At 61.9% G+C, this 22,243-nt stretch carries 21 protein-coding genes; 12 read left to right on the top strand and 9 right to left on the bottom strand.

Annotated features, from left to right (window positions below):
- Positions 1–144 precede the first annotated feature (144 nt).
- Entirely contained in the window at positions 145–684 is a 540-nt protein-coding gene (locus ACZ0AI_RS03475; protein WP_463564576.1) for a DUF1003 domain-containing protein, read from the top strand.
- Between the two features lie 56 nt (positions 685–740).
- On the opposite strand, the gene ACZ0AI_RS03470 is transcribed toward ACZ0AI_RS03475, so the two are convergent.
- Positions 741–2,306, bottom strand: coding sequence for a methyl-accepting chemotaxis protein (locus ACZ0AI_RS03470; protein ID WP_463564575.1), 1,566 nt, complete (start codon positions 2,304–2,306; stop codon positions 741–743).
- Positions 2,307–2,680: 374 nt separating this feature from the next.
- Between ACZ0AI_RS03470 and ACZ0AI_RS03465 the strand changes: the two genes are divergently transcribed.
- The 3 genes from ACZ0AI_RS03465 to ACZ0AI_RS03455 are packed head-to-tail and all read left to right on the top strand — an operon-like array spanning position 2,681 to position 7,235.
- Positions 2,681–3,871, top strand: a complete 1,191-nt coding sequence (locus tag ACZ0AI_RS03465; protein ID WP_463564574.1) for an efflux RND transporter periplasmic adaptor subunit — start codon at positions 2,681–2,683, stop codon at positions 3,869–3,871.
- A 1-nt stretch (position 3,872) separates the two neighbouring features.
- A complete protein-coding gene (locus tag ACZ0AI_RS03460; protein ID WP_463564573.1) occupies positions 3,873–5,819 on the top strand; it encodes a MacB family efflux pump subunit in 1,947 nt (648 codons plus the stop codon).
- Between the two features lie 6 nt (positions 5,820–5,825).
- Entirely contained in the window at positions 5,826–7,235 is a 1,410-nt protein-coding gene (locus tag ACZ0AI_RS03455) for an efflux transporter outer membrane subunit (protein ID WP_463564572.1), read from the top strand.
- Between the two features lie 11 nt (positions 7,236–7,246).
- On the opposite strand, the gene ACZ0AI_RS03450 is transcribed toward ACZ0AI_RS03455, so the two are convergent.
- Positions 7,247–7,372, bottom strand: a complete 126-nt coding sequence (locus ACZ0AI_RS03450) for a PA1414 family protein (protein WP_268945231.1) — start codon at positions 7,370–7,372, stop codon at positions 7,247–7,249.
- A 170-nt stretch (positions 7,373–7,542) separates the two neighbouring features.
- Positions 7,543–9,669: a TonB-dependent receptor family protein gene (locus ACZ0AI_RS03445; protein WP_463564571.1), complete on the bottom strand. Its 2,127-nt coding sequence runs from the start codon at positions 9,667–9,669 to the stop codon at positions 7,543–7,545.
- Positions 9,670–9,969: 300 nt separating this feature from the next.
- On the opposite strand from ACZ0AI_RS03445, the gene ACZ0AI_RS03440 reads away from it, so the two are divergent.
- On the top strand, positions 9,970–10,857 hold the full coding sequence (locus ACZ0AI_RS03440) for a DMT family transporter (RefSeq protein WP_463564570.1): 888 nt from the start codon (positions 9,970–9,972) through the stop codon (positions 10,855–10,857).
- A gap of 218 nt (positions 10,858–11,075) precedes the next feature.
- Here the strand turns inward: ACZ0AI_RS03440 and cysK are convergent, their stop codons facing one another.
- Positions 11,076–12,050 (bottom strand): cysteine synthase A, encoded by a 975-nt coding sequence (cysK, locus tag ACZ0AI_RS03435; protein WP_225831733.1) that lies wholly within the window; start codon positions 12,048–12,050, stop codon positions 11,076–11,078.
- 124 nt (positions 12,051–12,174) lie between these two features.
- Here cysK and ACZ0AI_RS03430 point away from each other — a divergent pair, with 124 nt between their 5' ends.
- The 4 genes from ACZ0AI_RS03430 (at position 12,175) to ACZ0AI_RS03415 (ending at position 15,962) form a co-directional block, all read left to right on the top strand.
- On the top strand, positions 12,175–13,257 hold the full coding sequence (locus tag ACZ0AI_RS03430) for a DUF748 domain-containing protein (protein WP_463564569.1): 1,083 nt from the start codon (positions 12,175–12,177) through the stop codon (positions 13,255–13,257).
- A gap of 120 nt (positions 13,258–13,377) precedes the next feature.
- Positions 13,378–14,223 carry an AAA family ATPase gene (locus ACZ0AI_RS03425; RefSeq protein ID WP_042555768.1) on the top strand — a complete coding sequence of 282 codons (846 nt, stop codon included), beginning with the start codon at positions 13,378–13,380 and terminating at the stop codon, positions 14,221–14,223.
- Between the two features lie 154 nt (positions 14,224–14,377).
- Positions 14,378–14,773 carry a GFA family protein gene (locus tag ACZ0AI_RS03420; RefSeq protein ID WP_463564568.1) on the top strand — a complete coding sequence of 132 codons (396 nt, stop codon included), beginning with the start codon at positions 14,378–14,380 and terminating at the stop codon, positions 14,771–14,773.
- A 10-nt stretch (positions 14,774–14,783) separates the two neighbouring features.
- Positions 14,784–15,962, top strand: coding sequence for a vWA domain-containing protein (locus tag ACZ0AI_RS03415; protein WP_463564567.1), 1,179 nt, complete (start codon positions 14,784–14,786; stop codon positions 15,960–15,962).
- A 94-nt stretch (positions 15,963–16,056) separates the two neighbouring features.
- Here ACZ0AI_RS03415 and ACZ0AI_RS03410 read toward each other — a convergent pair whose 3' ends face one another.
- Genes ACZ0AI_RS03410 through ACZ0AI_RS03400 form a run of 3 tightly spaced genes read right to left on the bottom strand, consistent with a single transcriptional unit; the run spans position 16,057 to position 17,906 of the window.
- A complete protein-coding gene (locus ACZ0AI_RS03410; protein ID WP_463564566.1) occupies positions 16,057–16,590 on the bottom strand; it encodes a DUF2937 family protein in 534 nt (177 codons plus the stop codon).
- A gap of 34 nt (positions 16,591–16,624) precedes the next feature.
- Positions 16,625–17,401: a class II glutamine amidotransferase gene (locus tag ACZ0AI_RS03405; RefSeq protein ID WP_463564565.1), complete on the bottom strand. Its 777-nt coding sequence runs from the start codon at positions 17,399–17,401 to the stop codon at positions 16,625–16,627.
- A gap of 25 nt (positions 17,402–17,426) precedes the next feature.
- A complete protein-coding gene (locus tag ACZ0AI_RS03400) occupies positions 17,427–17,906 on the bottom strand; it encodes an MFS transporter (protein WP_463564564.1) in 480 nt (159 codons plus the stop codon).
- A 186-nt stretch (positions 17,907–18,092) separates the two neighbouring features.
- On the opposite strand from ACZ0AI_RS03400, the gene ACZ0AI_RS03395 reads away from it, so the two are divergent.
- A complete protein-coding gene (locus ACZ0AI_RS03395) occupies positions 18,093–20,132 on the top strand; it encodes a S9 family peptidase (RefSeq protein ID WP_463564563.1) in 2,040 nt (679 codons plus the stop codon).
- Positions 20,133–20,173: 41 nt separating this feature from the next.
- On the opposite strand, the gene ACZ0AI_RS03390 is transcribed toward ACZ0AI_RS03395, so the two are convergent.
- Positions 20,174–20,425, bottom strand: a complete 252-nt coding sequence (locus ACZ0AI_RS03390) for a hypothetical protein (RefSeq protein WP_463564562.1) — start codon at positions 20,423–20,425, stop codon at positions 20,174–20,176.
- A gap of 129 nt (positions 20,426–20,554) precedes the next feature.
- On the opposite strand from ACZ0AI_RS03390, the gene ACZ0AI_RS03385 reads away from it, so the two are divergent.
- Together ACZ0AI_RS03385 and ACZ0AI_RS03380 are read left to right on the top strand one after the other, a co-directional pair.
- Positions 20,555–20,923 carry a YajD family HNH nuclease gene (locus tag ACZ0AI_RS03385; protein ID WP_463564561.1) on the top strand — a complete coding sequence of 123 codons (369 nt, stop codon included), beginning with the start codon at positions 20,555–20,557 and terminating at the stop codon, positions 20,921–20,923.
- 47 nt (positions 20,924–20,970) lie between these two features.
- Entirely contained in the window at positions 20,971–21,438 is a 468-nt protein-coding gene (locus ACZ0AI_RS03380) for an RNA methyltransferase (protein ID WP_463564560.1), read from the top strand.
- 67 nt (positions 21,439–21,505) lie between these two features.
- On the opposite strand, the gene ACZ0AI_RS03375 is transcribed toward ACZ0AI_RS03380, so the two are convergent.
- Positions 21,506–22,081 carry a heme utilization protein gene (locus ACZ0AI_RS03375; RefSeq protein WP_463564559.1) on the bottom strand — a complete coding sequence of 192 codons (576 nt, stop codon included), beginning with the start codon at positions 22,079–22,081 and terminating at the stop codon, positions 21,506–21,508.
- Positions 22,082–22,243: the final 162 nt, after the last annotated feature.

Here is a 22,243-nt window from a genome sequence, read left to right as displayed (position 1 = left end):
CGGTGGTTCTCCTCAGCGAGGCAGTGTGCCACAAGCCAACTGCCGCGTAAGCTGCAGTGGCAACCAGACAGCCGTCGTGGTGCTCCGACCAAGCGCCCTGCCGGCCGACTCACCGCTGCGCGCCCTGCCCCCATGGAGCCGCCAATGAACACGCCTGCCGAGAAACCCTCCGCTTCCCCACTCGACCCGTTGCGCTTCCATCGCCCCCACGCCCACCTGGCCAACCCTTTTGGTAACGACACTTTCGCGCTCAAGGCAGAAGCCTTCGCCCGATTCTTCGGCACCCCGATGTTTCTTGGCGTGCAAACCCTGATCGTAGCGGCCTGGATCGCAGCAAACGCTAGTGGCCTGGGCAGCTTCGATCCCTATCCATTCATTTTGCTCAACCTCGCGTTCAGCCTGCAGGCCGCCTATGCGGCGCCCCTGATCCTGCTGGCTCAGACCCGCCAGGCGGCCCGCGATAAAGCGCATTCGGAGGCCGATGCAAAACACCGTGAAGAACTGGCCGTTGCCAACGAGAAACGCCTGGAGAACGCGGCGCAACAGAGTGCTCAGTTGCTGGATCTGATTCGTCAGAATACCGAACTGACGTCCATCACCAAGCAACTGAGCGAGCGGATCGAAGGCTTGACGGTAGAACTGCATGAGCGACTGATCAACAAAGACAGCCGCCCACTGGCCTAGGGTCTGTTGCCGTTTCAACGCGAGCCGCGTTGCCGTGCGTGAAACGGCAACAGACCCTAGCGGTTGAAGCGCTCGGCCAGGCTGTGCAGGTAGTCGGCCATGGTCTCCAGCTCCTTACCGATGGCGGCCCCCTGGTGAGCCTGCTCGGCACCCTGCTCGGAAAGGTGGGCGATGCGGGTGATCTGCCGGCTGATGTCCTCGGCCACCTGGCCCTGCTCTTCGGAAGCGGCGGCAATCTGCTGGCTCATCCCAGTGATGCGGCTGACCGATTCACTGATGCCATCGAGCGCGATACGCACCGCCTCGACGCTCTGCACGCTCTCCCGGGAGATCTCCTCCCCTCGCCCGGCCGTGACCACCGCACGTTCGGCGCCGGCGCGCAGGGACGCGATGATCTGATGAATCTGCTGGGTCGACTCGCGCGTACGTGAAGCTAGCGAACGCACCTCATCGGCAACCACGGCAAAACCACGCCCCTGCTCGCCCGCGCGCGCCGCCTCGATAGCAGCGTTGAGCGCCAGCAGGTTGGTCTGTTCGGCAATCGAGGTGATCACGTCGGCGACGCTGCCGATGGACTGGGTGGAGTTTGCCAGGTCGTTCACCGCCTGGCCGATGTCGGCGACCGCCTTAGCCATGTGCTGCATGGACTCCAGGCTGCCACCGGCCAGTTGCCGCCCTTCCTTGGCCAGGCGATCGGCCTCTTCGGCGGCATGGCTGGTGCTCTGCACGTTCTGGGTGACTTCCTGAATGGTTGCCGCCATCTGGTTGATGGCCGTGGCCGACTGATCGGTCTCGCTGCGCTGCTGATCGAGCATCTCGGCACCCGCTCGAGAGAAGCCGGCTGACTGAGCGGCCTGTTTCTTGACGTTGACGCCAGCATCTTCGAGGCGTGTCAGCGCCGTCTGCAGGCGCGCTTCTTCGCTGATCATGGCCATGTCCAGCAACGCCTGAGCGCCGCGGCTCTCGCTGTAGGTCAGCGCCACCAGGCTGCTGGTGAAGGCTTTGGGATGGTCGGCCAGTGTGCGGCGAATCAGAGAGCGCTTGGCGTACAGCTGATAGGAGCCCAGAGCAGCCATCACCACCACGATAAGCGCCGCCAGCCACGGCCCGGCGAGCAGCGTTTGGGCCGCTAGGATCACCAGCGTGGCGAGAATCAGCGGCCAGGAACGAATCAGGTCGTAGGTCAGGTACTCGATCTTCGGTACCGGGGATTTTCCGGCCCGCAATCTGGCGTACAGCGCCTCGGCGCGGCGTTTCTGGTCTTCACTGGGCAGCGAGCGCACCGATTCGTAACCCGACACCTGGCCGTTCTGGTAGATCGGCGTGACGTAGGCACTGACCCAGTAGTAATCGCCGTTCTTCGAGCGATTCTTGACGATCCCCATCCAGGGTTTGCCCTGCTTGATGGTCTCCCACATGTGGCCGAATACCGCTGGCGGCATGTCCGGGTGGCGTACCAGGTTGTGGGGCTGGCCGATCAGTTCCTCACGAGTGAAGCCGCTGATGGCAACGAATGCGTCGTTGCAGTAGGTGATCTTGCTGTTCAGATCGGTGGTGGAGATCAACCGCTCATGACCAGGAAAAGTCCTTTCCCGCTGAGTCACCGGCAGATTCTGACGCATGGTTGCAATCCTTTAGTTCGTGAAGGGTACATCCCTGCCACTCCACTATGTCTAGCACAGCAATGCTGCCGCGCCAGCACAGGTAGGCGTTTGGTTTTAAACAACTAAGCACGAGCGAAATGGCACATTGGAGTCGTCGCACTCGGCTCCCTGCCACGCCTGTTTCCTGCTTACCTGATCGGGCTTTCCATAATGTCGGCAAGCGCGTCGGTGACTTGAGAGCCTTGCCGCATTTGCTGGGTCACAAATAACCGTTGCCGGTCGTCCGGCCACGAACTTTACCTATTCCTGACAGAACCTTACCTCGCTCTTACCCAACGCAGATGAGCGCCTCCCTATAGTGGCTGCATCCAAATTCGTTGTGTGCCATCACCATGCCAAGAACCAAGCTGCTGCTCCTGATTCCCGCCATCGCTGCCCTGGCATTGGGCGGCTATGCGCTCAACCGTTGGCTGCAGCCAACGCCAGGCAACGGCCTGCTGACTGCCGAGGTTCGCCAGGCCAGCATCGAGCAAACGGTCATTGCCACCGGCACACTGGAAGCCTTCAAGCAGGTCAGTGTCGGCGCCCAGGTGTCCGGCCAAGTCACCAAGCTACACGTCGACTTCGGTGACCTGGTCAAACAGGGCGACCCCATCGCCGAGATCGACTCCCTGACCCAGCAGAACGACCTGGCCAATGCCAAGGCCGCGCTGGCCAACGTCAAGGCCCAACGCGCAGTGCAGGCCGCGAACTTGAAAAAGGCGCAGCTCGCCTTCAATCGGCAGAAATCAATGCTTGCCCAGAACGCCAGCTCGCGGGAAAGCTACGAGACTGCCGAGGCCGACCTGAACACCGCCAAGGCCCAGGTCGCCGCGCTGGACGCGCAGATTCAGCAGGCACAGATCCAGGTATCCACCGCCGAAGTCGATCTCGGCTACACCAAGATCGTCGCGCCCATCGACGGCACCGTGGTCGGCGTGGTGGTCAAGGAAGGCCAGACGGTCAACTCGGCGCAGTCGGCGCCGACCATCGTCAAGGTCGCCCAGCTCGACAAGATGACCGTACGCGCCGAAATCTCCGAGGCCGACGTGGTCAACCTGCAGCCCGGCCTGCCGGTGTACTTCACCATTCTCGGCGAGCCCGGCAAACGCTATGAAGCCACGCTGCGCATGATCGAACCGGCACCGGACTCGATCAACACCAGCGACAGCACCTCGAGCAGTTCATCGTCGACCACCTCCACCGATACGGCGGTGTACTACATCGCCGTGTTCGACGTGCCAAACCCGGACGGCAAGCTGCGCATTTCCATGACCACCGAAGTGAACATCGTCCTCGACAGCGTCAAAGGCGCGACGAGCGTTCCGGTGTCGGCGTTGGGCAGCGCCAACCGTGACGGCAGCTACACCGTGCAGGTGCTCAAGGACGGCAAGGTCGAGGCACGACAGATCCGCACCGGCCTGGAAGACTCGATCAACGCTCAGGTGCTAGAAGGCCTGGAGACCGGCGACAAGGTGGTACTCGGCGACGCCGCGGCCGGCTCCAGCACCACCCTGCGCATGCGCGGGCCGATGAGGCTCTGATATGGCACTCTTAGAACTCAGCGGCCTGCGCCGCGAATTCCCCGCTGGGGAGCAGACCATTGCCGTGCTCAAGGATGTCGACCTGAGCATCGAACAGGGCGAGATGGTAGCGATCATCGGCACCTCCGGTTCGGGCAAGTCGACACTGATGAACATCCTCGGTTGCCTGGACAGAGCCAGCGCCGGCACCTACCGCATCGCTGGCCGGGAGACCGGCAAGCTCTCTCCCGATGAGCTGGCCGAACTGCGCCGCGAGTATTTCGGCTTCATCTTCCAGCGCTACCACCTGCTTGGCGATCTGGACGCCGTGGGCAACGTCGAAGTGCCGGCCATCTACGCCGGCAAGGACGCCGCCAGCCGCCGCGAGCGCGCCGAAGCACTGCTGCAGCGGCTCGGTCTGGGCGAACGCCTGAGCCACAGGCCAAACCAGCTTTCCGGTGGCCAGCAACAACGCGTATCCATCGCCCGGGCGCTGATGAATGGCGGCCAGGTGATTCTCGCCGACGAACCCACTGGCGCCCTGGACAGCCACAGCGGCGAGGAAATGCTCAAGCTGCTGCGCGAGCTGCATGCCGCCGGGCACACGGTGATCATCGTCACCCACGACATGAAGGTCGCGGAAATCGCCGACCGAGTCATCGAGATCAGCGACGGCTGCATCATCGCCGATCGCCGCCTGCGCCCTGCCGAGGACGACGTGCCCGCCATGCCTGAACCGGCGCCGGCGCGGGTCGCTAATGCCTTGAAGGCCAGTTTCGGCCAGTTCCGCGAGGCCCTGCGCATGGCCCTGCTGGCGATGCTGTCGCACAAGCTACGGACTTTTCTGACCATGCTCGGCATCATCATCGGCATCGCCTCGGTGGTCTCGGTGGTAGCGCTCGGTCAGGGCTCGCAGCAGAAGATCATGGAAAACATCAGCGCGATCGGCACCAACACCATCGACATCTATCCGGGTAGCGGCTTTGGTGACCGCCGCTCCGGACGGATCCAGACGCTGGTGCCGGCCGATGCCGACGCCCTGGCCGGCCAGGCTTTCGTCGACAGCGTCACGCCGTCGGTTTCCAGCTCCGGCACCCTGCGCTACCGCGAGCAGGCGCTGACCGTATCCACCAGCGGCGTGGGCGAACAGTTCTTCCGCGCCAAGGGCTACACCTTCGCCCAGGGCCGCGCGTTCGACGCCAAGGCGGTACGCGAGTCGGCGCAGAGCGCGGTCATCGATGACAACACCTACAAGAAGCTGTTCGCCGGCAAACAGGCGCTCGGCCAGGTGATCCTGCTGGGCAACGTACCGGTGCGCGTGGTCGGCGTGCTCGACCCCATCCAGAGCAACTTCGGCGGCAGCGATTCGCTACGCGTCTATCTACCCTACACCGCGGTGATGAACCGCATGCTCGGCCAGTCGTACCTGGAAAGCATCACTGTGCGGGTCGACGACAGCGTGTCCAGCGATGCCGCCGAGCAGGGCATCATCCGCCTGCTCACGCGCCGTCACGGGGTGCAGGACTTCTTTGTGATGAACACCGACACCATCCGCCAGACCATCGAGAAGACCAGCCAGACCATGACCCTGCTGATCTCGGCCATCGCCCTGATCTCCTTGCTGGTCGGCGGCATCGGGGTGATGAACATCATGCTGGTGTCGGTCACCGAGCGTACCCGTGAGATCGGCGTGCGCATGGCGGTAGGCGCCCGGCAGAACGACATCCTTCGCCAGTTCCTGATCGAGGCGGTGCTGGTCTGCTTGATCGGCGGCGCACTGGGGGTGCTGTCGGCGCTGGCCTTCGGCGCGCTGTTCAGCCATTTCACCAGTGAATTCAGCCTGGTGTTTTCCAGCGGCTCGATCATCGCTGCGTTTCTCTGTTCCACGGTCATTGGCCTGGTGTTCGGTTTCCTGCCAGCCCGCAATGCCGCCCGCCTCGATCCTGTCGACGCCCTGTCTCGCGAGTAACCGATCATGCACAGCCATTACCTGAAACCTCTGTCTCTGCTCGTCGCCCTTGCTCTGGGCGGCTGCAGCTCGCTGCTCTCCACACCCTACGAGCGCCCAGCGCTGAACGTGCCCGCCAGTTGGCAGCAGCCTGGCGAACAGCAGGCCAGCAGCGGCCAGGCCTGGTGGAAAGCCTTCAACGATCCGGAGCTGGATCGACTGATCGAGGCGGCGCTGACCCGCAACAACGATATCGGCACCGCATTGCTGAACGTACGCCGCGCACAATTGCAGGCTGGGCTGACCCGCGACGGTCAGTTCCCCCAGCTCAGCAGCGGCCTGAGTGCCGACCGTACTCGCGCCCTGCGCGGTGAAGGCAGCACCGCTCATAGCTATTCGCTGACCGGCTCGGTGAGCTGGGAGGCCGATCTGTGGAACCGTCTGGGCAGCGCCACCGATGCAGCCGAGCTCGAGGCGCTGGCGACCGAGCAGGATTACGCCGCTACCCGCTTGTCACTGGCGGGGACGGTGGCGACCTTGTATTGGCAGATCGGCTATCTCAACGAACGCCTGGCGGCCAGCGCCGCGAGCATCGAGTACGCACAGCAAACCCTGCAGCTGGTTCAGGTGCAATACGATGCCGGCCAAGCTTCGGCGCTGGAGCTCGCCGAGGCCAGGCAGAGCCTGGAAACCCAGCTTGCCAGTGAAGTGGATCTGCGCCAGCAACGGGTCGAGCAGCGCAACGCCCTGGCCGTGCTGTTCGATGGTGCCAGCCCGGTGAGCCTGACTGAACTGCAGAGCCTGCAAGGCAGCGTATTACCGGCCGTGGGTGCAGATTTACCGGCCAGCCTGCTGGCTCGACGCCCGGATCTGCGCGCTGCTGAACTGCGCCTGCGCAGTAGCCTGAAATCCGTGGATGCCACCCGCGCCAGCTATTACCCGGACCTGAGCCTGACCGGCACGTTGGGCTATTCCAGTTCGGCGCTGAGCAATCTGCTGCAGAATCCGGTCGGCGCCGTGGGTGCCAGCCTGGCCATGCCGTTCCTGCAGTGGAATCAGATGAAGCTCAACGTCGCGGTCTCGAAAACCGACTACGAGCTGGCGGTGACGGACTTCCGCCAGAGCCTGTATCAGGCATTGGCCGACGTGGAGAACGGGCTGGCGGGGCGGCGTCATTATGCCGAGCAGGGAGGCATGCGCAGCCGCGCACTGGATGCAGCCAGCGAGGCAGAACGTATCTATCGTATTCGTTACGAATCAGGGGCTGTGGATCTGCAGTCCTGGCTGAGCGCGCAGGACACCCGCCGCACGGCGCAGATCACCCTGGCGGAGAATCGTCTGAACCAGCTGATAAATGCAGTCACGCTGTATCAGTCCCTGGGCGGGGATACAGGCGTGAACATCGAAGCGCCGCTGGCGACGCTTCCAGATCAATGACGCAGCGACACTCAGCGGCGGCGCTGGCGCTCTGCTGCCAAACGGCGCTGCTCTTCACTGCGGATTGGGATCGGCTGCATGCGCTGAACAAACAGGGCATTGAGCTGTGCGGCAAGTTTTTCGAACCAGGCTTTCATAAGAGATCTCCTCGACTGCACGCGGCTATGGTGACCGCTTGACTTGAGAGTAGCCGAAACCTTCGCACTAGGGGAGATGTAACAAGCCTCCAACCGTTGCAAGGCGCTACCGACCGTCGCTTTGCTTCTGCTGAAAGTCGAGGGCCGACGCTGCGGCCCCGTCGGTTTGATCAGAATTGATATTCCACGCCCGCCCCTGCATACCAGGAACGCCCGGGTGCCGCTTCGTAATAACGGTCGTTGCCATCGCCAACGATCACCGAGCCGACATACTGCTTATCCAACAGATTATCCAGGCGCAAGGTCTGGTGGGTCTTCCATGCACCGAGGTTCTGCTCGAAGCGGGTACGCCAATTGAAGACCGCGTAACTCGGCGCGGCTTTATCGGTGTTGGTGTCCTCGACGTACACCTTGCTGCGATACAGGCCTTCCACGGCAGTGCTGATGCCATCGACTGGCTTCCAGGCCACTTCGCCGAACAGCGTAGTGCGTGGCACGCCAGGCAGGTTGTTACCCTTGTCGATGGTATTGCTGCCTGCGACGAAGCGCGAATCATAGGTCGCAGCCAAATAGGTATAAGCCAGCGCTGCCGACCATTGCTCATTGAACTGGCTCTCTACCCCCAGTTCGAAACCGCGGCGCAGGGTCTTGCCGGCATTCTGGTAGCTGGTGCGGCCGCCGCTGTTTTCCAGCACGACGATTTCATCATCGGTGGTGATCTGGAAGATCGCGGCATTGACGCGGGTGCCTTCGGCGACGCGAGCTTTCAGGCCAATTTCGTACTGGGTGCTTTCCGACGGCTCCAGGCCATAGTTGAAACCAGCATTGCCCTGCGAGTAGGCCAGCTCGGCCTGACTCGGCGTTTCGAAACCCTTGCCGACGCTGACATAGCCATTCAGGTCAGGCGTGAAGGCGTAACCCAGACTGACCGAAGGCGTGGCCTTTTCATAACGTCGGGTGCCGCTGTCGTCACCATTGGCACCGACGATGTATTTGTCATCGACGTCCACCTCTACAGTGCTGTAGCGCAGGCCGCCCTGCAGCGTCCAGTCGCCGAGTGTCCAGGTCGCCTGAGCGTAGGGATCCAGGCTGGTGACGGTGTCGACTTCGTCGCGGCGCAACGCGCCTTTGACGCCTACTTGAGAGCCGGAGAAATTCTCGTAACCGCGGCGATCGTCACGGCTCTGATCGTAATCCAGACCGAACACCAGCCGCAGATCACCCGCCACCCCATCCACCGGTTGCAGCCAGCGAACACTGCCGCCATGAAATTCGCGGTCGAAATCGACTACCCCACCACTGTGATTCGGGTTGCCCTGTGGCCCTTGGGGAATGGCCAGATATTGAATCACGCTGCGTTTACCCGTATAGGCCGTCGCCTGCAGCGTCGCGTCACCAAAATAGCGCTCATAGTTGGCGCCCAGTTGCTGGTGGTCGATGCTCTTGCGGGTATTGAAGTTCAGCGCATTGACCGCCACCGAACGCGGATCGGCCTTGTAGGCCTCCCATGTCTGCCCCAACGGATCCTGCGTACCATTTTGCTCCAGACTGCTGTAGATCAACGCCAGCTTGCTGTCTTCATCCGGTTTGAAATTGAGTTTGGCGAAGGTCTGATCACGGCGCGCCGAGCTGTGGTCTCGGTAACCGTCGGTGTCCATCCGCGAGGCGTCGAGCACGAAGCCCACGCCATCCGCCTCGCCTTCGGCGGTGAGGTGGTTGCGTGTCAGGCCGTCGCTGCCGATCAGGGTCTCGGCACCGATACGCGGCCGGCCAACACCGTCACGGGAAAACATCTGGATCACCCCGCCGGCGTTGCTGCCATACAGCGTCGAGGCCGGGCCACGTAGCACTTCGATACGGTCGGCGGTATCCAGGTTGAAGGTCGCCGCCTGCCCCTGGCCGTCAGGCGTGCTGGCAGGGATACCATCAGTGATCAGCTTCAAACCGCGCACGCCGAAAGCCGAACGGGCGCCGAAACCACGGGAGGATATCTGCAAGTCCTGGGCATAGTTCTGGCGGTTCTGCACCACCAGCCCGGGCACACGTGTCAGCACCTCGGAAGCATTGATGCCCAATTGACCATCACTGATCTGCTCGCGGTCGATACCGTCCACCGAGAATGGCAGGTCGAAACTCTGCATCGCGCTACGCGAGCCGGTCACCACGCTGGGTTCAAGTACCAGGCTGCTGGCAGGCTCCGCTGCCTGTGCCGTCCCCGCAGCGGCGCAGCTGCATAACAGGATGGCCTTAGCCAGGCGAGACAGCTCGGGCAATTGCGCAGGCGAGTTACAGCTCATGGGCGTGTTCCTTAATTCTTCGGCGAAGCGTATTTGGCGCGACCATCCTGATAGGGATGGCTGATGCAGAGCGGCGCAATTATGGTTCTTTCGAGCCTGACGTGCGACCCGCGTGCCAGAGCGCTTGTTCAAACAATAGTGCTCGGTGGCACAGAGCCTAGCGCTCACTAGCCTTGGACAAGGTTGCAGGTTGTTTCCTGCTCGGCAGGCACTTGCCGACTTTGAAAGCCAATTTCGAGCTTGCCTTGCCGACGACGTCCGGCAAAACTGCCGGCCTTCCGCCCGAGACTGGAGCCTGCCTTGCGCCCCGCCGATATGCTGCGCCTTCTGCTACTTGCGTCGATCTGGGGAGCCAGCTTCCTGTTCCTGCGCGTGGTGGCCCCTGTGATCGGCAGCATGCCGACAGCCTTTTTTCGAGCTGCGATCGCCATGCTGGGCCTGCTGGCGATCCTGCTGCTGATGCGAGTGAAGTGGGATTTTCGCGGCAAGCTGGGCCTGTGTCTGGTGCTGGGCGTGATCAACGCGGGGATACCCTCGGCCATGTACAGCCTGGCGGCGCTGGTGTTGCCAGCGGGTTACTCGGCGATCATCAACGCTACCACGCCGATGATGGGGGTATTGATCGGTGCTCTGTTCTTCGCCGAAGCGATGACCCTGACCCGTGCAGCCGGCGTTGCCCTCGGACTGTTCGGGGTTGCCGTACTGACCCGAAGCGGCCCGGTGGAGCTGGATACTGACCTGGTACTTGGCGCCCTCGCCTGCCTGCTGGCGACGGTATGTTACGGCCTGGCCGGATTCCTCACACGGCGCTGGATCGCCGGTGACCTGGACAATCGCCTCACCGCGTTTGGCAGCCTGTGCGGCGCCAGCCTGTTCCTGCTGCCGCTGTTCGGTGGTTCGCTGGCGATACAACCACCGGCCAGCTGGGGCGGCTGGCTGGAATGGTCATCGCTGCTGGCCCTGGGGCTGGGCTGCACAGCCTTCGCCTACGTGCTGTATTTCCGCCTGCTCAACGACATTGGCCCGATCAGGGCGTCGACCACCACCTTTCTGATCCCGATCTTCGGCGTGTTCTGGGGCGCCCTGCTGCTCGACGAGCCGTTGTCCTGGGCACACCTGTACGGCGGAGTATTGATCGCCATCGCGTTGTGGCTAGTGGTTCGCCCGGCGACGAAAGCACCGGCATAGACAGCCGTCCAATCCCATAGGGTGGATCGGGACGTGCAAGTGAAGCGTCGTCTACCCGTTACGGCTCGAAAGCAGTGCCGGACGATCGATTAGGTGGGCTGAAGCCCACCCTACAGGGGCGCTGGCGTAGGGTGGGCTTCAGCCCACCAATTCACCTCGTTTGATGGCTCCCACGCTCAAGCGTGGGGAGCGATCTGATTGGCTACGCGGCCAATACTTTACTGCTGCAATTCCTGCTCGGTGAACAGGTCGCTGAACAGCATGCTCGACAGGTAGCGCTCGCCGGAGTCCGGCAGGATCACCACGATGGTCTTGCCCTGCATCTCCGGCTTCTCGGCCAGGCGAACGGCGACTGCCATCGCCGCGCCGCAGGAAATCCCGCAGAGAATGCCTTCCTCGCGCATCAGGCGCAGGGCCATGGCCTTGGAGTCTTCGTCGGTCACCTGCTCGACCCTGTCGACCACCGACAAATCGAGGTTCTTCGGCACGAAGCCAGCACCGATGCCCTGAATCTTGTGCGGGCTGGGTTTGACCTCCTCACCGGCCAGGGTCTGGGTGATCACCGGCGAGGAGACCGGCTCGACGGCAATGGACTGGATCGCCTTGCCCTGGGTGTGCTTGATGTAACGCGAAACCCCGGTGATGGTGCCGCCGGTGCCGACGCCAGATACCAGCACGTCCACGGCACCTTCGGTGTCGTTCCAGATTTCCGGGCCGGTGGTTTTCTCGTGGATCGCCGGGTTGGCCGGGTTTTCGAACTGCTGTGGCATGTAGTACTTGGCGGTATCGGAGGCAGCGATCTCGGCGGCTTTCTCGATCGCACCTTTCATGCCCTTGGCTGGCTCGGTGAGAACCAGTTCGGCGCCCAGCGCCTTGAGCACCTTGCGACGCTCCAGGCTCATGGACGCCGGCATGGTCAGCACCAACTTGTAACCACGGGCAGCGGCGACGAAGGCCAGACCGATACCGGTGTTGCCCGACGTCGGCTCGACCAGGGTCATGCCCGGCTTAAGCACGCCACGGGACTCGGCATCCCAGACCATGTTGGCGCCGATCCGGCACTTCACCGAATAAGCTGGGTTGCGCCCCTCGATCTTGGCCAGGATGGTCACGCCCTTGGGCCCGAGGCGGTTGATCATCACCAGAGGTGTGTTGCCGATAGCCTGTGCGTTGTCTGCATATATGCGGCTCATGGTGTACCGGTTCCTTGTCTTGACTGAGCTCATCAGCCTATGCCCGATGCGTCAGGGCGTCCAGCGTCGGGAAGGTCGAACTCTGCGGGCGCGATTGCAGTCAACCCAGACTACGCCTACACGGATGCATCCGATGAAACGCCGCTACAGCCTGCCGCTATGGATCTGCCTGGGCCTGCTCGCACTGGTGCTGGTTGCCCATGTCGCCCTGCCCTATGTGGTGCGCGACTACCTGAACGAGAAGCTCGCCGACATGGGCGACTACCGCGGCCACGTCGAGGATGTCGACCTGGCCTTGTGGCGCGGCGGCTACCGCATCAATGGCCTGCGCATCGTCAAGGCAGATCGCGACGTGCCGGTGCCGTTCGTGGCCGTGCCGCAGATCGAGATCTCGGTGAGCTGGAATGAACTCTGGAGCGCACGCGCAGTGGTCGCCCGGGTGGTATTCGAGAAGCCCGAAGTGAATTTCGTCGATAGCGAAAACCGCGACGATGCCCAGACCGGTGAAGGCGTCGACTGGCGCGAGCAGTTGAACAAGCTGCTGCCGATTACCCTCAACGAATTGCGTGTGAATGACGGCACCCTGGGTTTCTACAATTTCAATGCGTCGCCGCCAGTGAAGATCCAGGCCAATGCCATCCAGGCCAGCCTCTATAACCTGACCAACGTGGCCGACGAACAGGGTGATCGGGTCGCTCGCTTCGAGGGCAAAGCACAGTTGCTAGACCATGCGCCTCTGGAAGCCAGTGCCGTGTTCGACCCCTTCCACAACTTCCAGGATTTCGAGTTCCGCGTACGCGCCACCGGCATCGAACTCCCGCGCCTCAACGATCTGGCAAATGCCTACGGCAAATTCGATTTCAAAAGCGGCAACGGTGATCTGGTGATCGAGGCGTTCGCCGAAGACTCGCAACTGAGCGGCTACATCAAGCCGATACTGCGCAACGTAGAAGTGTTCGACTGGCAACAGGACGTCGAGAATGAAAACAAAGGTTTCTTCCGCTCCATCTGGGAAGCCGTGGTCGGTGGCGGCGAGAAGGTGCTGAAAAATCAGCGCCAGGATCAGATTGCCACCCGCGTGGAGCTGCGCGGTAGCACCAAACAGCAGGACATCAGTGCCTTTCAGGCGTTTATCGGCATCCTGCGCAATGGCTTCGTCGAAGCCTTCAACAGCCGCTTCGAGCGGGGTGCGGCAAAAGAAGAGTGAAACGTCTATTCAGTGACTGAATAGCCGCTGCGCGTTCACAGTCGCAATCCCATCACGTTATAGTCTCGGCTTTGATAACCGCCCTGCCGCTGGCCGGCGTCGAAGCACGAGGATTATCCGATGAAGTTCGAAGGCACACCGTCCTATGTCGCCACCGACGACCTCAAACTGGCGGTCAATGCGGCCATCACCCTGCAGCGGCCGCTGCTGGTCAAGGGCGAGCCCGGCACGGGCAAAACTCTGCTGGCCGAGCAACTGGCCGAATCCTTCGGCACGCGCCTGATCACCTGGCACATCAAGTCCACCACCAAGGCTCACCAGGGGCTGTACGAGTACGACGCGGTGAGCCGTCTGCGTGATTCGCAACTGAGCTCCGAGAAGGTTCACGACGTTCGCAACTACATCAAGAAAGGCAAGCTGTGGGAGGCCTTCGAGGCCGAAGAGCGCGTGGTGCTGCTGATCGACGAAATCGACAAGGCCGACATCGAGTTTCCCAACGACTTGTTGCAAGAACTCGACAAGATGGAGTTCTACGTTTACGAGACCGACGAGACGATCAAGGCCAAGCAGCGCCCGATCATCATCATCACCTCGAACAACGAGAAGGAGTTGCCGGACGCCTTCCTGCGCCGCTGCTTCTTCCACTACATCGCCTTCCCGGATCGCCAAACCCTGCAGAAGATCGTCGACGTGCACTACCCCGGCATCAGCAACAGCCTGGTGGCCGAAGCCCTCGACGTGTTCTTCGACGTGCGCAAGGTGCCGGGGCTGAAGAAAAAGCCCTCGACTAGCGAACTGGTCGACTGGCTCAAGCTGCTGATGGCCGACAATATCGGCGAGGCGGTGCTGCGCGAGCGCGACCCGACCAAGGCCATCCCGCCCCTGGCCGGCGCTCTGGTGAAGAACGAGCAGGACGTGCACTTGCTGGAGCGCCTGGCCTTCATGGCGCGCCGCGGTAATCGCTGAGAACGTGTTAATGACCTGCTACGCGTCGGCCATGCCGCGTTAAAAACAGGCTCGGAATGCTCATTTACAAACTCGTAAACTCCGCTTCCTCACCTGTTTTTGCCTTGCATGACTCTAGCTCGCTAGATCCTAAACACGTTCTAAGGAACATCTAATGCACTGTGGAAGTTGCCTCTGCGGTACGGTCAGGTACCAGATCGACGGGCCCATCGAATCTGCCAACCATTGCCATTGCAGCCAGTGCCGCAAGGGCCATGGTGCAGCGTTCGCCACGTACGGCAACGTGCGGCGCGAGCACTTTCGCTTTACCCAGGGCGAAGAGGCGGTGGCGCTGTTTAGCTCTTCGCCGGGCGTAGGCCGTACTTTCTGCCAGCGCTGCGGCTCGAATCTGCAATGGTTCGCCGAACAGCCCCGTCCGAACTGGTTGTCGGTAACCCTGGGGACGCTTGATACGCCGTTACCCAGCGTTGCGCAGCAACACATTCATGCCGAATCCTGCGCCGACTGGTACCGGATCGCCGACGGCCTGCCCGTAGAACGTCGCGACTGAGGAAGCCACCATGCTGCTCAACCTGTTCACTGAAATGCGCGCCGCCAAGGTGCCGGTTTCCCTGCGTGAACTGCTCGACCTGATCAATGCGCTCCAGCATAAGGTCGTGTTCGCCGACATGGACGAGTTCTACTACCTGTCGCGCGCCATCCTGGTGAAGGACGAGCGCCATTTCGACAAGTTCGACCGCGCCTTCTCCGCCTATTTCGATGGCTTGCAGAACCTCGATCAGCACCTGGAAGCCCTGATCCCTGAAGAGTGGTTGCGCAAGGAGTTCGAGCGCTCCCTGAGCGCTGAAGAGCGCGCGCAGATCCAGTCCTTGGGCGGCCTCGACAAGCTGATCGAGGAATTCAAGAAGCGCCTGGAGGAACAGAAGGAGCGCCATGCCGGCGGCAACAAGTGGGTCGGCACCGGCGGCACCAGCCCGTTCGGCTCGGGCGGCTACAACCCCGAAGGCATCCGCGTCGGTGATGCGGGTGAGCGTCAGGGCAAGGCCGTCAAGGTGTGGGATCAGCGCGAGTACAAGAACCTCGATGACTCGGTCGAGCTGGGCACCCGCAATATCAAGGTGGCCCTGCGCCGCCTGCGCAAGTTCGCCCGCCAGGGTGCGCAGGACGAACTGGATCTCGACGGCACCATCGACCACACCGCCCGGGACGGTGGTCTGCTGAACATCCAGATGCGCCCGGAGCGTCGCAACACGGTCAAGCTGCTCCTGCTGTTCGACATCGGCGGCTCCATGGATGCCCACGTCAAGGTCTGCGAAGAGCTGTTCTCGGCCTGCCGCACCGAGTTCAAGCACATGGAGTATTTCTACTTCCATAACTGCGTGTACGAGACGGTGTGGAAGAACAACCTGCGCCGCAACGCCGAGCGCTTTTCCACCCATGACCTGCTGCACAAGTACGGCGCCGACTACAAGGTGGTGTTCATCGGCGACGCCGCCATGGCGCCCTATGAAATAACCCAGCCCGGCGGCAGCGTCGAGCACTGGAACGAAGAAGCGGGCTACCTGTGGATACGCCGCTTCATGGAAACCTACAAGAAGCTCATCTGGATCAACCCCTACCCGCGCCAGACTTGGGATTACACCACCTCGACCGGCATCATCCGCGAGCTGATCAACGACCAGATGTTCCCGCTGACCCTACAGGGGTTGGAGGATGGGATGCGCTTTCTGGCCAAGTAGCTGGGCGCCTGTAGCGCGGGTCGAGCGCAGCGACACCCGGGAAGATAGCGGCCCAGGGTATCGCTTCGCTCGACCCGGGCTACGTCACTTGCTCTTAGCGCATGCGCGGTTGTTGACGCTCGGTTACTACGCGGCGATCACGGCGCCGGAACGGCAGGGCCAGTAACAACAGGATGCTTTCCACTACCCAGGCGAGGAAAAGCGCGCAGGCGATACCCCAGGCGATTGCCTCGGGAGCCAGGAGCACCTGATAGCGGTAGGCAGCGTGGGTTTCCTCCAGCAGTTGTTCATCAGCGGCGGTTGCCAGGTGCCAGACCTGGCGATACCAGGCCCCCTGCATGGCCAGAGATTCGCGCTGCAGCAGTTCGGAGCGGTCGACCAGCAGACTGACGCTGCGCGCGTCGCTCTGCATCACCGGGTCAGCGCTGGCGCGATAATGGCCAACCAGGCGCTGTAGGTCGCCATCGAAGAAGCGCCGGGCGGTATCACGGAAACCGCTCAGGCTCTGTTCGGACTCCAGGCGATGGGCCTCGACGCGCTTGGCGTAATCATCGATGAAACCCGGCACCTGAACGCCCAGCAACAGGCCCAGGGCGAACAACGCCAGACGCAGATAACTTCTAAACATTCATCCCCCGCAGCCCCGTCACGGGGGACGCTCGTCAGTTACTCAGGCCCTGGGCGATGCATTCGCCCGCGCGCCACAGGCGCCATTCGCCCGGCTGGTATAGCGACCACTGCTCATTGTCGGTCAACGGCTCGGTGGCCAGCACCGAGACCACGTCATTGGGCGTGGTCTCGGCATGAAAATCCACGCTCATGTCGGCATCACGCAAATGCGCGGGCCCAAAAGGCGCGCGCCGGGTGATGTGCGCGAGCTTGCTGGAGCAGAAGCTGAACAGCCAGTCACCGTCGCTGAGCAGGCAATTGAACACGCCATGCTGACGATAGGCCGCGCAGGCGGCGACAAGTTCAGGCAACAGCACTTCGATAGGAACCGCCTCTGGAAACGCCGTGCGAATGCGGTTGAGCAGATCGCAGAAGGCCGATTCGCTGTCCGTATCGCCGATGGCGCGGTAGAAACTCAGGGCCGGACGGAAATCAGCCAGTTGGCCGTTGTGAGCAAAGCACCAATTGCGCCCCCACAGCTCACGCACGAAGGGATGGGTGTTGGCCAGGCAGACGCGCCCGACATTGGCCTGGCGGATATGACCGATCACCACTTCGCTCTTGATCGGATAGCGCTGCACCAGTTGCGCCACTTCCGACTCGCTGCTCGCCCGTGGATCTTGAAACAGGCGCAGGCCGCGGCCTTCGTAGAAACCGATGCCCCAGCCATCACGGTGCGGCCCGGTAAGCCCGCCACGCTGCATCAGCCCGGTAAAGCTGAAGACGATATCGGTGGGGACGTTGGCGCTCATACCGAGCAGTTCACACATGATCTGGTTCCCGATTTGATCTGGCTTACAACCGCGGCTCGACGCGAGCGCTGCGCGAACTGCGTGGCGCGGCGTACTCTGGCTCCTGCTCCTGCTCCTGCTTGAGGCGTTCGCGCAGGGTCAGATCGCTGTCCTCACCCTGCTCTTCTTCGCGTGCTGCCTTACGCGCCTTGGCGCTGCGCAGGAACGGCCAGCGAATGGCCACAAATACCAGGTAGATCGCGAATACGATGAGCCCGTACATGGCCAGATCCGCCACGGCGCGCCAAGCACTGCTACCCACTTTGAAGATCAGGTCGAGGGCAACGATGGCTACGGCAGGCGCAAACAGCTCCTTGGCCGGATCGACAATGGTCGGGCAGAACAGCAGGATCGCCACCAGCACGCGCAGGGGTTCGCGCAGGTAGCGCCACATCCAGCTGGTGATACGGAACCACACCAGCAGGCAGCCCAGCGCCGCAATGGCATAGGCGCCCCAGGCGAGGAGGTAGTCGTTTTCGATCATGAGGGGGACGGTTCCCTTGCTTGACTGGGCTCGAACGGGCGAATCCGCATCTTTCGGCGGTTGCCTGGCGACAAAGACGCTTATGATAACGGCTTTTCCCTGGTTCGGCGCCTTTAGGGTGCCTCTAAAAACGTAGGTAGTTTTTAGAAGTGCCCTTTGTCGTCGCCCTGCGTTCTGGAGACTTTTATGACCACCGCCCCTATCGCCCGCAAGGACACCGGCACCGATCCCTATCACTGGCTCGAAGCCCGGGACAGCGATGAGGTGCTTGGCCACCTGCGTGCCGAGAACGCCTACCTGGAAAGCCAGCTGAGCGATCAGGGTGCATTGCGCGAACGGTTGTTTCAGGAAATAAAGGCGCGTATCCGCGAGACCGACCTTTCGTTGCCGACGCCCTGGGGCGACTACCTCTATTACCAGCGCACCACCGCTGGTGACGAATACCCGCGCCACTATCGCTGCCCTCGCCCTGCAGATGGCAGCCTGCAGCTAGACGAAGCTGCCGAACAGCTGCTTCTCGACCCAAACGAAATCGCCGCAGGCGGATTTCTGTCCCTGGGCGCCTTCAGCATCAGCCCCGACCAACAGCGCTTGGCCTATAGCCTGGACACCAGCGGCGACGAGATCTATCGCCTGTTCGTCAAGGAACTGGCCAGCGGCACCATCGACGAGCTGCCGTTCGACGACTGCGACGGCAGCATGACCTGGGCCAATGACAGCCAGACGCTGTTCTACGGCGAACTGGACGATGCCCACCGCCCCAGCACGCTGCATCGCTATCGACTTGGCGAAACGCAGAGCACCCAGGTGTTCCACGAGCCCGATGGCCGTTTCTTCCTCACCTGCTACCGCAGTAGCTCGGAACGCCAACTGGTACTGCTGCTCGGCAGCAAGACCACCAGCGAATGCTGGGTACTCGACGCGGACACGCCGCAGCAGGACTTCCAATGCCTGGCGCCGCGCGAGGAAGGTCACGAGTACTACCCTGACCACGGCAAGCTCGACGGCCAGTGGGCCTGGCTGATTCGCAGCAACCAGACAGGCATCAACTTCGCGCTGTACAGCGCAACACCTGAGCGACCAACGCGCGCGTACTGGCAGGAACTGGTAGCGCACAATGAACAGGTGATGCTCGAAGGCGTCAGCCTGGCCGAGTCGGCGCTGGTGCTCAGCCTGCGTGAAGGCGGCCTGCCGATCATCGACGTGCGCCCGCAAGGGCTGGCCGGTTATCGGGTCAGCCTGCCGGATGCCGCCTACAGCCTGTACGTGCAGGACAGCCTGGAATTCGCCAGCCCGGTGATTCGCCTGCGTTACGAGGCGCTCAATCGCCCCGCACAGATTCGCCAGTTGAGCTTGGCCGATGGCACTCAGCAGATTCTCAAGGAAACCCCGGTACTCGGCGAGTTCGATGCCGATGTCTATCTCAGCCAGCGGCTGTGGGCGACCGCGCAAGATGGCACTCAGGTGCCGATCAGCCTGGTCGCCCGCCGAGATGCGCTAGGCCAGGGCGCTCCGCTCTATCTGTATGGTTACGGCGCCTACGGCGAAAGTCTCGATCCGTGGTTTTCCCACGCGCGCCTGAGCCTGCTCGATCGCGGCGTGGTGTTCGCCATCGCTCACGTACGCGGTGGCGGCGAGCTGGGAGAAGCCTGGTACCGCGCCGGCAAGCTGGAGCACAAACAAAACAGCTTCGGCGACTTCATCGCCTGCGCCGAGCACCTGATCTCCCAGGGTTTCACCAGCCCGTCGCAGCTGGCCATCAGCGGCGGTAGCGCCGGCGGCCTGCTGATCGGCGCGACGCTCAACCAGCGGCCTGAGTTGTTCGCAGCGGCTATCGCCGAAGTACCTTTCGTCGATGTGCTCAACACCATGCTCAACCCGGAGCTGCCGTTGACCGTCACCGAGTACGACGAATGGGGCGACCCCAACCAGCCGGAGGTGCACGAACGCATCAAGGCTTACGCACCCTACGAGAACGTACAGGCGCAACGCTATCCAGCGATTCTCGCGGTGGCCGGCTACAACGACAGCCGCGTGCAGTACTGGGAAGCGGCCAAGTGGGTGGCACGCCTGCGCGAACTGAAGACCGATGACAACCTGCTGTTGCTAAAGACTGACCTGGAGGCCGGCCACGGTGGCATGAGCGGCCGTTACCAGGCACTACGGGACGTCGCGCTGGAGTATGCGTTTCTGTTCAAGGTACTCGGTCTGCGTTCCGAGGCTTGATACCTGGCTGGCTACCGTGGCCGGCAGCCAGCGTTGAGCACTCAGTGTTTCTTGTGCTGGTCTTGCTGCTCATGTTGACGCTCGGCGGCGTCATCAGCCGCCTCGGTCGACTCGTCGTTATCACGGCCGTCGCGGATCACTGGCGGGGTGTCGGGATCAACGGCAGAGGGATCGGGCACGTCGGGGCTCTGCACGGTATCCGCGGGCTGCACGGCAGACGGCTGTTCCTGCTGGGCATGGGCGATGCCGGCGAATGACAGCAGACCGATCAGCATCACGATGGATTTGCGCATCTTGGGTACTCCAATGTTCGGTGGGACGAACTGCATTAGGCATTGCCAGATGCTGGAAAGTGCAAACAGATTCCTCTGGGCAGTCACTGACGCTGCCTTATACTGGGAGCCAGCCACCAAGGAGCGAACATGAGCAGCCCGTCCACGCCAACGTCCAAACTCGACCGCATCCTCGCCGATGCCCAACGCAGCCGCGAAGAGGGTTATCGGGATAAAGCCCTGCGCATGTACCCGCACGTCTGTGGACGCTGCACCCGTGAGTTCTCCGGTAAACGCCTCAGCGAGTTGACCGTGCACCACCGTGACCACAATCACGACAACAACCCCCAGGACGGCTCCAACTGGGAGCTGCTATGCCTGTTCTGTCATGACAACGAACACTCCCGCTATACCGATCAGCAATATTTCAGCGAAAGCTCCACAGCCAGCCAAACGGGGCCGAAAACGACTCACAAAGCCTTTGCCAACCTCGCGGATCTGCTGCAGAAAAAATCCTGATCATCGAACAGGCCGTATAATGCCGCCCTTTTGCGCGAGACCTGTCCGTGGGTAACAAACGATACAGCTGCATCGGTCTGTACAACCCCAAGTCACCGGAGAATGTCGGTGCCGTGATGCGCGCCGCCGGCTGCTATGGCGTAGCCTCGGTTTTCTATACCGGCAAGCGCTACGAGCGCGCCCGGGACTTCGTCACCGATACCAAGCGTGTGCACCTGGACATTCCCCTGATCGGCATCGATGACCTGCAGAAAGTCATTCCCCTGGGTTGCACCCCGGTTGCCGTGGAACTGGTGGACGGTGCCCTACCGCTGCCGACCTACACCCACCCGGATCGCGCCTTCTATATCTTCGGCCCGGAAGATGGGTCGCTGGACAAAACCGTGCGCGACTGGTGTGAAGAGGTCATATACATCCCGACGCAGGGCTGCATGAACCTGGCGGCGACGGTCAATGTGGTGCTCTATGATCGCCTGGCCAAAGGCAACAACACCAAGACCGGCGCCCAGTACTGAGCCAAATTGCAGACAAAATAAAGCCCGGTGCGAACCGGGCTTTGTGTTGAAGCCTACTTATCAGGTATCAGGAAGGCTGAGCCTTACCACCAGTGCGGCTGTAGCCATCTTCGGCAACCAGCTTGCCACCAATATGCTCGAAGGCCTGGGCAGCTTTGCCACCGGTACGCTCGTAACCATCTTCAGCGACCAGTTTGCCACCGACACGCTCGAAGCCGCTTTCAGCAATTTTGCCACCGGTACGCTCGTGGCCGTCTTCAGCAACCAACTTGCCGCCTACACGCTCGAAACCGCTTTCAGCGATCTTGCCACCGGTACGCTCGTGGCCGTCTTCAGCAACCAACTTGCCACCGACACGTTCGAAGCCGCTTTCAGCGATCTTGCCGCCGGTACGCTCGTGGCCATCTTCAGCAACCAGCTTGCCACCGACACGCTCGAAGCCGCTTTCAGCGATCTTGCCACCGGTACGCTCGTAGCCATCTTCAGCAACCAGCTTGCCGCCGGTACGTTTGTAACCATCTTCAGCGACTTTTTGTGCACCAACCGAGTGCGAAGTAGTGGCATCGACAGGGGCTTGCGGCAGTGCGAAAGCAGCGCTGGCAAGGGTGGCGATGAACAGGCTGGCGATAAATTCAGTTTTCATGTTGAGCTCCTTGGGAGGAAGTAAGTGGGTATGGAGCTCATGTTACTCAAGAAAATTTGATCAAAAACTCGATCCTAGGAATAGTAAAGATCGACTTCATTGATAGCTTGCTGAACGCCAGCAATGGCGGGGCCTGGATGCGAAAACGCCCAACCTGGCGCC

The organism is Pseudomonas sp. AC355 (genome assembly GCF_979258205.1).
Note: the sequence above shows the minus strand (reverse complement) of the source record. Positions and strands in the feature narration are given on the sequence as shown.

What these genes read in the sequence shown, in the direction of transcription:
- ACZ0AI_RS03475 (WP_463564576.1), top strand. Translation starts at nt 145, where the DNA reads ATGAACACGCCTGCCGAGAAACCCTCCGCTTCCCCACTCGACCCGTTG.
- ACZ0AI_RS03470 (WP_463564575.1), bottom strand. Translation starts at nt 2,306, where the DNA reads ATGCGTCAGAATCTGCCGGTGACTCAGCGGGAAAGGACTTTTCCTGGT.
- ACZ0AI_RS03465 (WP_463564574.1), top strand. Translation starts at nt 2,681, where the DNA reads ATGCCAAGAACCAAGCTGCTGCTCCTGATTCCCGCCATCGCTGCCCTG.
- ACZ0AI_RS03460 (WP_463564573.1), top strand. Translation starts at nt 3,873, where the DNA reads ATGGCACTCTTAGAACTCAGCGGCCTGCGCCGCGAATTCCCCGCTGGG.
- ACZ0AI_RS03455 (WP_463564572.1), top strand. Translation starts at nt 5,826, where the DNA reads ATGCACAGCCATTACCTGAAACCTCTGTCTCTGCTCGTCGCCCTTGCT.
- ACZ0AI_RS03450 (WP_268945231.1), bottom strand. Translation starts at nt 7,372, where the DNA reads ATGAAAGCCTGGTTCGAAAAACTTGCCGCACAGCTCAATGCCCTGTTT.
- ACZ0AI_RS03445 (WP_463564571.1), bottom strand. Translation starts at nt 9,669, where the DNA reads ATGAGCTGTAACTCGCCTGCGCAATTGCCCGAGCTGTCTCGCCTGGCT.
- cysK (WP_225831733.1), bottom strand. Translation starts at nt 12,050, where the DNA reads ATGAGCCGCATATATGCAGACAACGCACAGGCTATCGGCAACACACCT.
- ACZ0AI_RS03430 (WP_463564569.1), top strand. Translation starts at nt 12,175, where the DNA reads ATGCATCCGATGAAACGCCGCTACAGCCTGCCGCTATGGATCTGCCTG.
- ACZ0AI_RS03425 (WP_042555768.1), top strand. Translation starts at nt 13,378, where the DNA reads ATGAAGTTCGAAGGCACACCGTCCTATGTCGCCACCGACGACCTCAAA.
- ACZ0AI_RS03420 (WP_463564568.1), top strand. Translation starts at nt 14,378, where the DNA reads ATGCACTGTGGAAGTTGCCTCTGCGGTACGGTCAGGTACCAGATCGAC.
- ACZ0AI_RS03415 (WP_463564567.1), top strand. Translation starts at nt 14,784, where the DNA reads ATGCTGCTCAACCTGTTCACTGAAATGCGCGCCGCCAAGGTGCCGGTT.
- ACZ0AI_RS03410 (WP_463564566.1), bottom strand. Translation starts at nt 16,590, where the DNA reads ATGTTTAGAAGTTATCTGCGTCTGGCGTTGTTCGCCCTGGGCCTGTTG.
- ACZ0AI_RS03405 (WP_463564565.1), bottom strand. Translation starts at nt 17,401, where the DNA reads ATGTGTGAACTGCTCGGTATGAGCGCCAACGTCCCCACCGATATCGTC.
- ACZ0AI_RS03400 (WP_463564564.1), bottom strand. Translation starts at nt 17,906, where the DNA reads ATGATCGAAAACGACTACCTCCTCGCCTGGGGCGCCTATGCCATTGCG.
- ACZ0AI_RS03395 (WP_463564563.1), top strand. Translation starts at nt 18,093, where the DNA reads ATGACCACCGCCCCTATCGCCCGCAAGGACACCGGCACCGATCCCTAT.
- ACZ0AI_RS03390 (WP_463564562.1), bottom strand. Translation starts at nt 20,425, where the DNA reads ATGCGCAAATCCATCGTGATGCTGATCGGTCTGCTGTCATTCGCCGGC.
- ACZ0AI_RS03385 (WP_463564561.1), top strand. Translation starts at nt 20,555, where the DNA reads ATGAGCAGCCCGTCCACGCCAACGTCCAAACTCGACCGCATCCTCGCC.
- ACZ0AI_RS03375 (WP_463564559.1), bottom strand. Translation starts at nt 22,081, where the DNA reads ATGAAAACTGAATTTATCGCCAGCCTGTTCATCGCCACCCTTGCCAGC.